Annotated in this window: 7 protein-coding genes and 1 pseudogene; 5 read left to right on the top strand and 3 right to left on the bottom strand. The window is 54.4% G+C overall.

What is annotated here, in order from left to right; genetic code table 11:
* Positions 1-236: 236 nt before the first annotated feature.
* From APH25_RS25105 to APH25_RS17835, 3 genes are all read left to right on the top strand, one after another.
* Positions 237-947 (top strand): RHS repeat-associated core domain-containing protein, encoded by a 711-nt coding sequence (locus APH25_RS25105; protein ID WP_082428376.1) that lies wholly within the window; start codon positions 237-239, stop codon positions 945-947.
* Between the two features lie 429 nt (positions 948-1,376).
* Positions 1,377-1,559, top strand: a complete 183-nt coding sequence (locus APH25_RS25530) for a hypothetical protein (protein ID WP_156333221.1) — start codon at positions 1,377-1,379, stop codon at positions 1,557-1,559.
* Positions 1,543-2,457 carry an RHS repeat-associated core domain-containing protein gene (locus APH25_RS17835; protein ID WP_060482842.1) on the top strand — a complete coding sequence of 305 codons (915 nt, stop codon included), beginning with the start codon at positions 1,543-1,545 and terminating at the stop codon, positions 2,455-2,457. The genes APH25_RS25530 and APH25_RS17835 overlap by 17 nt, the downstream gene beginning before the upstream one ends.
* Positions 2,458-2,625: 168 nt before the next feature.
* Here APH25_RS17835 and APH25_RS17830 read toward each other — a convergent pair.
* Positions 2,626-3,246, bottom strand: a pseudogene (locus tag APH25_RS17830) (IS66 family transposase); the annotation flags it as partial.
* Between the two features lies 1 nt (position 3,247).
* A complete protein-coding gene (locus APH25_RS26320) occupies positions 3,248-3,367 on the bottom strand; it encodes a hypothetical protein (RefSeq protein ID WP_177331199.1) in 120 nt (39 codons plus the stop codon).
* A 237-nt stretch (positions 3,368-3,604) separates the two neighbouring features.
* Here APH25_RS26320 and APH25_RS17825 point away from each other — a divergent pair, with 237 nt between their 5' ends.
* Positions 3,605-4,516, top strand: coding sequence for an RHS repeat-associated core domain-containing protein (locus APH25_RS17825; RefSeq protein WP_177331198.1), 912 nt, complete (start codon positions 3,605-3,607; stop codon positions 4,514-4,516).
* A gap of 751 nt (positions 4,517-5,267) precedes the next feature.
* On the opposite strand, the gene fdhA is transcribed toward APH25_RS17825, so the two are convergent.
* Entirely contained in the window at positions 5,268-6,467 is a 1,200-nt protein-coding gene (gene fdhA / locus APH25_RS17820; RefSeq protein WP_023532721.1) for a formaldehyde dehydrogenase, glutathione-independent, read from the bottom strand.
* Between the two features lie 253 nt (positions 6,468-6,720).
* Between fdhA and APH25_RS25095 the strand changes: the two genes are divergently transcribed.
* Positions 6,721-7,596, top strand: coding sequence for an RHS repeat-associated core domain-containing protein (locus APH25_RS25095; protein ID WP_082428371.1), 876 nt, complete (start codon positions 6,721-6,723; stop codon positions 7,594-7,596).
* Positions 7,597-7,642: the final 46 nt, after the last annotated feature.

Below are 7,642 nucleotides of genomic sequence, written 5' to 3'. Positions count from 1 at the left end.
AGTTGTGGGTGGAGAAGGATCAGCGGATCGAGCAGCTCAGGAGGCAGGCAGGATGAAGTACTTACTGCCTGTGCCACCCTGCACCCAGTAGGCTCCTGGGCGCAGACGTGCTTTGTGTTGGAACAGGTCGTCTTGTGAAACACCGTTTGAACGCATGGCGCCTGGCAATTCTGCTAGTTGTGGATGGCTCTGCTGAGAGGAACACTTAGCCGGCACGTCCCTAGGGAGCCTACACTATGACAATGGCCTACAGCCCTTACGGGTACACCAGTCAATTTCACCAGCTCGCTATCCTCGGGCTGAACGGAGAGCGGTGCGACCTACTCAGTAGCTTATACATGCTAGGGCAGGGCTTTCGATCATACAGTCCCATGCTGATGCGCTTCAATGCACCGGACAGCTTGAGCCCATTTGATGACGGAGGTATCAATACGTACAGTTATTGTTCTGGAGACCCTATCAACTATTCAGACCCAACGGGCAACTTCAGACGTGTGGCGGGACGCCCAAAAGGCATCCTGAAAAGAACCTCGGCCTCCGTATCTGTGTTTGCTGAAGCGGGTGCGCCACGCAGACCGCCCCGAATAACCGACCGGGTTGAGTTACACGTCTACGACCCGGAAGCGCCCATAGAGTTCAAACCAGTCACGGCACAGCCCCCCTCTCGCGGGTTAACCTCCTTACCGGTGCCTCCTCGTAAAAAATTGACAGAGGGCTATCCTGAATTCATTGCACTGTACGCTGAAACAATCACAAAACTTAATCGAGCCGAATCATACCTGAAATTCAAGAAGATGCGTCAGCAGTCGGTCTCACTTGATTATATCGAGCGCATTAGACAACTAAGGTCTCGATACAGCACATTACGCTATTTGTACAATAGCTACCATAACGATTTCAGGCGAGCTCCTCCTCAGAACGCTGCGGAAATTCGGCAGTGGCATTGACTGCTCGAGGATTAAAAACAAGAGAGCAAAACAGCCGATGGAACAGTCCATTGTGTTGAGGCTGGTACTGGCCAGGTTCAATAGCCACTGCTGCACAGGGTGTTGTACGCAGACCCTATTATACCCGGCTCCGCCCTAGATATTAAAAAACTCGACATGCCCATCGGGTACCGCTGCGGCGAAGATCTACAGCATTGGAGACCGCCAAGATTGACGGCAAGAGATTTGCCTGTGGCAATGCCACGTACTTAAGCGGCTCGGGCACACCTCACCAATAAAAGACTATGAAGCGCTACGACGGTTGAATTACTCGCAAAGTGCCACACAGGCACGCGACTGATATTTCTGCCAGTAGCCAGATGCTGACGGCACGCTAGATAATCTTGGTGTTCTACCTGGAAAGCCTTTTTGGTTTGGGGAGTGTCTGGAGTGTTCGAGCCGCTGTGCTGCGATTCATCCTATCAGCGCTATGCCGGGGAACTGAACCGCCGGCAGGGCGTTTCAGGCACCCGCAAAGGTGGACAAATTATTTTCGAGGACACGAGCGCCTCCAGCATAGATTCTGAAGGCCACTGCAGACAATTGGAGTACGCCGATGAAAAAGCCATCTGATTCAGCCCAATACTTCTACCAGACCTCTACATTGAGAACTGTTATAAGCGACAGTCAAACTCGCTCCTTTCTCCGCACTGGATCGAAACCTCTTGCTGAAATAGGCGATCAGGAAACCCGTAACGCCAACCTTCTTGCCACCGATGAAATGGACTCAGTGCTCATCGTGAGCACGCCTGAGGGAGGAGCTAACACACATTGCTACACCGCCTTCGGACACAATGACAAATATCCACCAGAACGCACAGCCATTGGCTTTAACGGTGAGGTCATGGCGAACAATATGCACCTTTATCTTTTAGGCCAAGGGCACCGTGGATACAGCACCGAGTTGGGAAGGTTCGTCTCTCCAGACAATGCTGAAAGCCCATTTGGGCTAGGGGGGCCCAACCCATTTGCATACTGCCTTAATGACCCTGTCAATCGGACAGACGGATCGGGAATGTGGTCGCTCTTCAAGCCTAGAACGTGGTTTCGTAGTGACCAACAGAAACTTAAACAGCGGCTAAAGAGCATCAGTAATATCAATAACGCATTAGCAAAGAAAACCTCTGCCCTTGACACGCTCGTCAACGGCAACAAAAACTTTGATCTGCCCACTAAGCGAGCCATTGCCGCCACCAGGGCAGAAGTAGAAAAAACGCTTAGGGCGAGCCTACAAAAGAGTGAAAGAATAAATAATAATATGGACCCAGACAAATTATACATATTCCCCGAGCAAGCAAAAGCCCGACAAGCGATCAAGAATTCAATCGCGCCCACCCTCCCGGGAGCAGCCCGCGGAAACCTAAAACAAAGGAACATGTTGGACCTGACGGGAACACGTGACGACCCTTATGACGACGCGAATTACAAATCACCGGTAGCCGCTGAAAATACTCAAATCCGCCGGCAATAGCCGACGTTACTCAATTATCTTATAAACGCAACATTACAGCGGCTCTCGCTCGATTAGCAGGGTGACAGATCGCGATCATCAGAGTGCGATCCATAAAACCCACCGTCTAAAAGATGGGGCCTCAGTTTACCGTGTTATCTCTGCCGAGCAGCTCCATGGCAGTAGGGCTTAGTAGCCCGAGACCGATGACGCATACGGCAGGCGCTCTACTACGTGGCGCAGCCACGTATAGGGCGCCTGGCCGTTGACCTTGGCGGTCTCGACCAAGCCGTATATCTGCGCACTTGCCATGGCGCCCTTGGGCGTGTCACTGAACAGCCAAGCCTTGCGCCCAATGACAAACGGCTTTATCGCGCGCTCTGCCCGGTTGTTGTCGATTGGCAAATAGCCCGCTTCCACATACCGTTCCCGGCGGCTCCAGTTGTTTGCCAGGTCATGCACCGCTTTGCCCAATACGCTTTGCGGTGTGACCTGGACATACGTCTTGTCCAGCCAGCTTTTCAGCTGACCGAGGATCGGCAAGCTTCTTTCCTGACGACCGATGAACCGCTGTTCGTCGCTGACCTCCTTGAAGTTGCGCTCGATGTCATACAGCTTATTGATCATCGTCAGCGCCACATCGGCTCGGCCCGTCTTACCCTTGGGCTGCACCTTCTGTGCTTCGACGAACTTGCGACGCGCGTGAACCATGCATGCCAGTCGCTCGATACCTGCCTGCAACGCCAAAACGTTGTAACCCACATAGTCGTCGGTCATCACATAGCCGCGATAGCCTTGCAGCAGGCGCAGGTCAGTTGGTGTTCGGCAACTCATGGATGACTTCGATACGCGGCAGATCAGCCGAAAGCGGCTTGCGCTGGCCACGGCGCTTGGCCGGGGCAACGCCTTCTTCATCGGCATCGTCGACCACAGCCAGCAACTACCTGCTTGGAATATGGGCTTCATGGAGCGGATACAGTCATTTTTACACTCGCCGCACAGTAGTGTCGGCCCGTCGTTGTGAACGTGCCCTCCGAAGAGCGCTGCTCGGGGTTCTAGGGATTCGTACAAAGCCTAGCATTTTTGTCAGTAGCGACTCCCCCTCATCCGATCCATCATCGATCACATGTCAGTGAATCGTGATAGAAAGTCTCCCATGCCAACGCGTATGAACATCACTCAATTGTTCTACTCGGGTAGCCATTTGCATACCGTTTCAGGAGCCACTCACAGCGTGCTCCTGCGTGGCGGAGCCCTACCACTGGCCGAACTTAACAGCACGCTCCCTACGAGAGTGCTCGCAACCGATCAAAACGGCTCAGCCATGCACGCTGTTAACTCAGCTGACCAACTCAAGGTGTATACCCCGTACGGCTACCACTGCGCTGCGCCATCAGGGCTGCAACTTGCAGCCTTTAACGGTGAACGGCTCGATCCAATATCGGCAGGTTACGCGCTCGGCAATGGCTACCGGCTATTTAGTCCGGCACTGTTGCGTTACTTGGCGGCTGACGGCCTTAGCCCGTTCGACATTGGCGGCATCAATCCCTATTGCTACGTGCTAGATGACCCCATCAATAAATCCGATCCTTCCGGACGGGCTCCAGGCATACCGCTGATAAACAAACTAGGTGTACTGGCAATCGCGAAAAAAAAACCTTTTAGCAGTTCGCTTACCATCCAGGCTCATGGTGGGCCAGGTGAGGCGCTCGTGGGCAGTGAAAGACTGGGTGCAGCGGAATTTAATGCGTTCCTTCAAGAGAATGGCGTGTTTGCTAAAAAATACAAAAAAATAACGTTATGCATGTGTCATTCAGCCAGCATCGCCGAGAATAAGTCGATTTCATTTGGGCAAACATTCGCCAACCTTACCGGCCGTCCAATCAAAGCGTTCGATGGCATCGTATTTCACGTCGTGAGTGAATATAAAGAATCCGGAAAATTTGAAATTCAAATCTTGAATAAGGACGCTCGCAATCACACCGATGCGCAAATCAGTGTCTCTCCGGACGTGCCCTTCAACTACCGCCCCAAAATATTCATGCCGATTGATCAACAAAAAAAGATAAGGCAAGACTGACCAGTCGGAAATGTATAGGTTCGCGACAGCTCTAGTGCCACACTAAGAAATGTGCAAAAAATGTGAGCGTGAAGAAAGCTTTAGCCTTATCAAGGCACAACAATAATACCTCAACTGGCCTAATCAATCTTACGAGTTACTGACCCAAAGGGCAATGGAGGCTTTATTGCTTAAGCTATTCTACCAACACAGCACCTTGTGCACAGTCACTGACGCTCATCGTCAACGCGCCCGCAGCAATGGAATCCACAAACTACTTTATGAGCATCGCAGAACCTGACATAGTGGAAAACATAGTAGGCAATCTCTCATTCCAAGATACCATTGCATTTTCTAACAGCTCACACACAGCTTATAAACTTGTTCGATCATTAATCAACAAGTATATATAAAAAATATTCAGGGCAGAGGGGGCTATCGGGGCAGCTAGCGTACGCAGACTCCGGGGTGTGCCAAATACATTCAGCCAATCGATCGGCCTAATAAACGCGACATACTTGAACGAAATCAACAGCGTAGGCGCGCTTGGAAATCCAAGTAATATCTTCAGGTTAATTAGACATGGTCGACAGGAAGATCGGCCAAATGCCTTGAGGCAGCGACGCGATAGTCTTGACGATCTCGTCGACGCTGCCGATTGACGTGTTCAAAAGCCGCTTATCAAAAGCGGCTTTTGGTACGCAGTAAAGTGCCCTGCTGCGCACGAGCTAGTGCCCGCTCCCAAAATCTCGAATAGGGCACCGTTTCCACTTTACGCCGCGCCCCACATCTTATGCGGGTCAATCACAAACTTCTTCGGCACCCCTGCATCAAACTCGCCATACCCCTCCGGCGCCTGATCCAGGTTGATCACCTGCACGCCCACCACTTCAGCGATATTGATGCGGTCCCACATGATCGCCTGCATCAGCTGGCGGTTGTACTTCATGGTTGGGGTCTGACCGGTATGGAAGCTGTGCGACTTGGCCCAGCCCAGGCCGAAGCGGATGCTCAGCGCACCGATCTTGGCGGCGGCATCCACCGCGCCCGGGTCTTCAGTCACGTACAGGCCGGGGATACCGATCTGGCCGGCAACACGGGTGACCTGCATCAGCGAGTTGAGCACCGTGGCCGGGGCCTCATGCTTGGCGCCTTCATGGCCATGACCGCGGGCTTCGAAGCCAACGGCATCGACAGCGCAATCCACTTCTGGCTCGCCGAGGATGTCGACGATCTGTTCATGCAGCGGGGTGTCCTTGGACAGGTCGACCACTTCGAAGCCCTGGGACTTGGCGTGGGCCAGGCGGGCCGGGTTAAGGTCGCCGACGATAACGCACGCGGCGCCCAGCAGGCGGGCCGAAGCAGCGGCAGCCAGGCCGACCGGGCCAGCGCCCGCGACGTAGACGGTGCTGCCAGGGCCAACGCCCGCAGTAACGGCACCGTGGTAGCCGGTCGGCAAAATGTCGGACAGGCAGGTCAGGTCACGGATCTTCTCCATGGCCTTGTCGCGCTCAGGCAGTTTCAGCAGGTTGAAGTCGGCGTATGGCACCAGCACGTACTCGGCCTGGCCGCCGGTCCAGTCGCCCATGTCTACATAGCCGTAGGCACCACCGGCGCGAGCCGGGTTGACGGTGAGGCAGACACCGGTGTGCATTTCTTTGCAGGAGCGGCAACGGCCGCAGGCCACGTTGAACGGTACCGATACCAGGTCGCCGATCTGCATGCGCTCGACGTCGCTGCCCTTCTCGACGATTTCACCGGTGATTTCATGGCCCAGCACCAGGCCGACCTGGGCAGTGGTACGGCCGCGGACCATGTGCTGGTCAGAGCCGCAGATGTTGGTGGAAACCACCTTGAGGATCACGCCGTGCTCGATCTTCTTGCCGCGCGGGTCCTGCATTTTCGGGTAGTCGATCTTCTGCACTTCGACCTTGCCGGCGCCGAGATATACCACTCCACGATTGCCAGACATGCTCTTACCTCGCTTGATTTGTATTTATGCAGCGGTGGTTGAACGCGCCGCCATCCATGGGCGGCATGTGTTACTGGATGCAGGGAATTGTGGGCTTGATGGGAGGCTGTGCGGTGACTGGAAACGACAGGGAGATGCCTTTTAACGGCAGGGCGGGTGTGCGACCTCCTAGTCTTGCCAGTAGGAAAATCGGGGTGGGTGTTCAGAATGGATATGTGGCAACCCATTCATCCATTGCATAGGGACATGAAGCATGACGACAGCAAACCATTCACTTTTTTTCTATCAGGCCAACAGCCTGATCGCGGTGAAACAAGGCAGCGACCATCGCGCAGTTTTTCGCTCCTCAGGCGTGCCTTTAGCAGAGCAACGCTCAGGCCCGCTGGAAACGAGCCTGCTCGCGGTAGAGGGTAAAGGTACAGTCATGCAGGCCGTATGTGCTGGCCTGAGCGAACCGCACACATACTCAGCTTACGGCCACAACCCGGGGCTGCCTTCCCCCATGACGTTGCTGGGATTCAACGGCGAAGCATTGGTTGCATTGCACGCTGACTACGCACTTGGCCAAGGCCATCGCTCGTTCAGCCCGGCAAGAATGCGCTTCAACGCGCCCGATAGCTTGAGCCCGTTCGGGGCGGGTGGCCTGAATGCTTATTGCTACTGCGCAGGGGACCCAGTCAATTACCTGGATCCAACCGGGAAAATACCGGGCCGGATGCTGGCGAATGGCAAGACAGTCCTGCGCAGGACCGATCGTCCCGGTCTCACAAGAACGCAGTCGCTCCCAAATGATGCGTTCCCCGGTGCTACAGCCTCACGCAAACTATACGGCCAAGTAAGTGCGAGCTCTGAAAGGGTGTCAGCGTCTGCAGACAACCTGGCCCAACCCACACCCACTTCGCAAAAAAGCTTGTTAGGAAACGCGGCGAAACAGCAACAGCCCTACCCCGTTTCGACGTCGTCGCTAAGCATCGCGTCTGCGGATTCGAGCACCACTGGAAGCCTGCTAGACCTGGCAACCCAAGGCCCTAAACTTCCAGCCTATGTACAAGGTCAGGTCGAGCTTCTTAAAAGTGGAAAGGTCACTGGCTTTTATTATGACCCTGTCCATGACTTGCGGAACGGGTGATTGCGAAGGGCCTGCGATAGCAGCTCCCCGAACCCGGTGGGCCGGA

The sequence above is a fragment of the Pseudomonas sp. NBRC 111119 genome (assembly GCF_001320125.1).
GTDB classification, from domain to species: Bacteria; Pseudomonadota; Gammaproteobacteria; order Pseudomonadales; family Pseudomonadaceae; genus Aquipseudomonas; species Aquipseudomonas parafulva.
The sequence above is the reverse complement of the archived record's forward strand: the minus strand, read 5'-3'. Positions and strand labels throughout refer to the sequence as shown.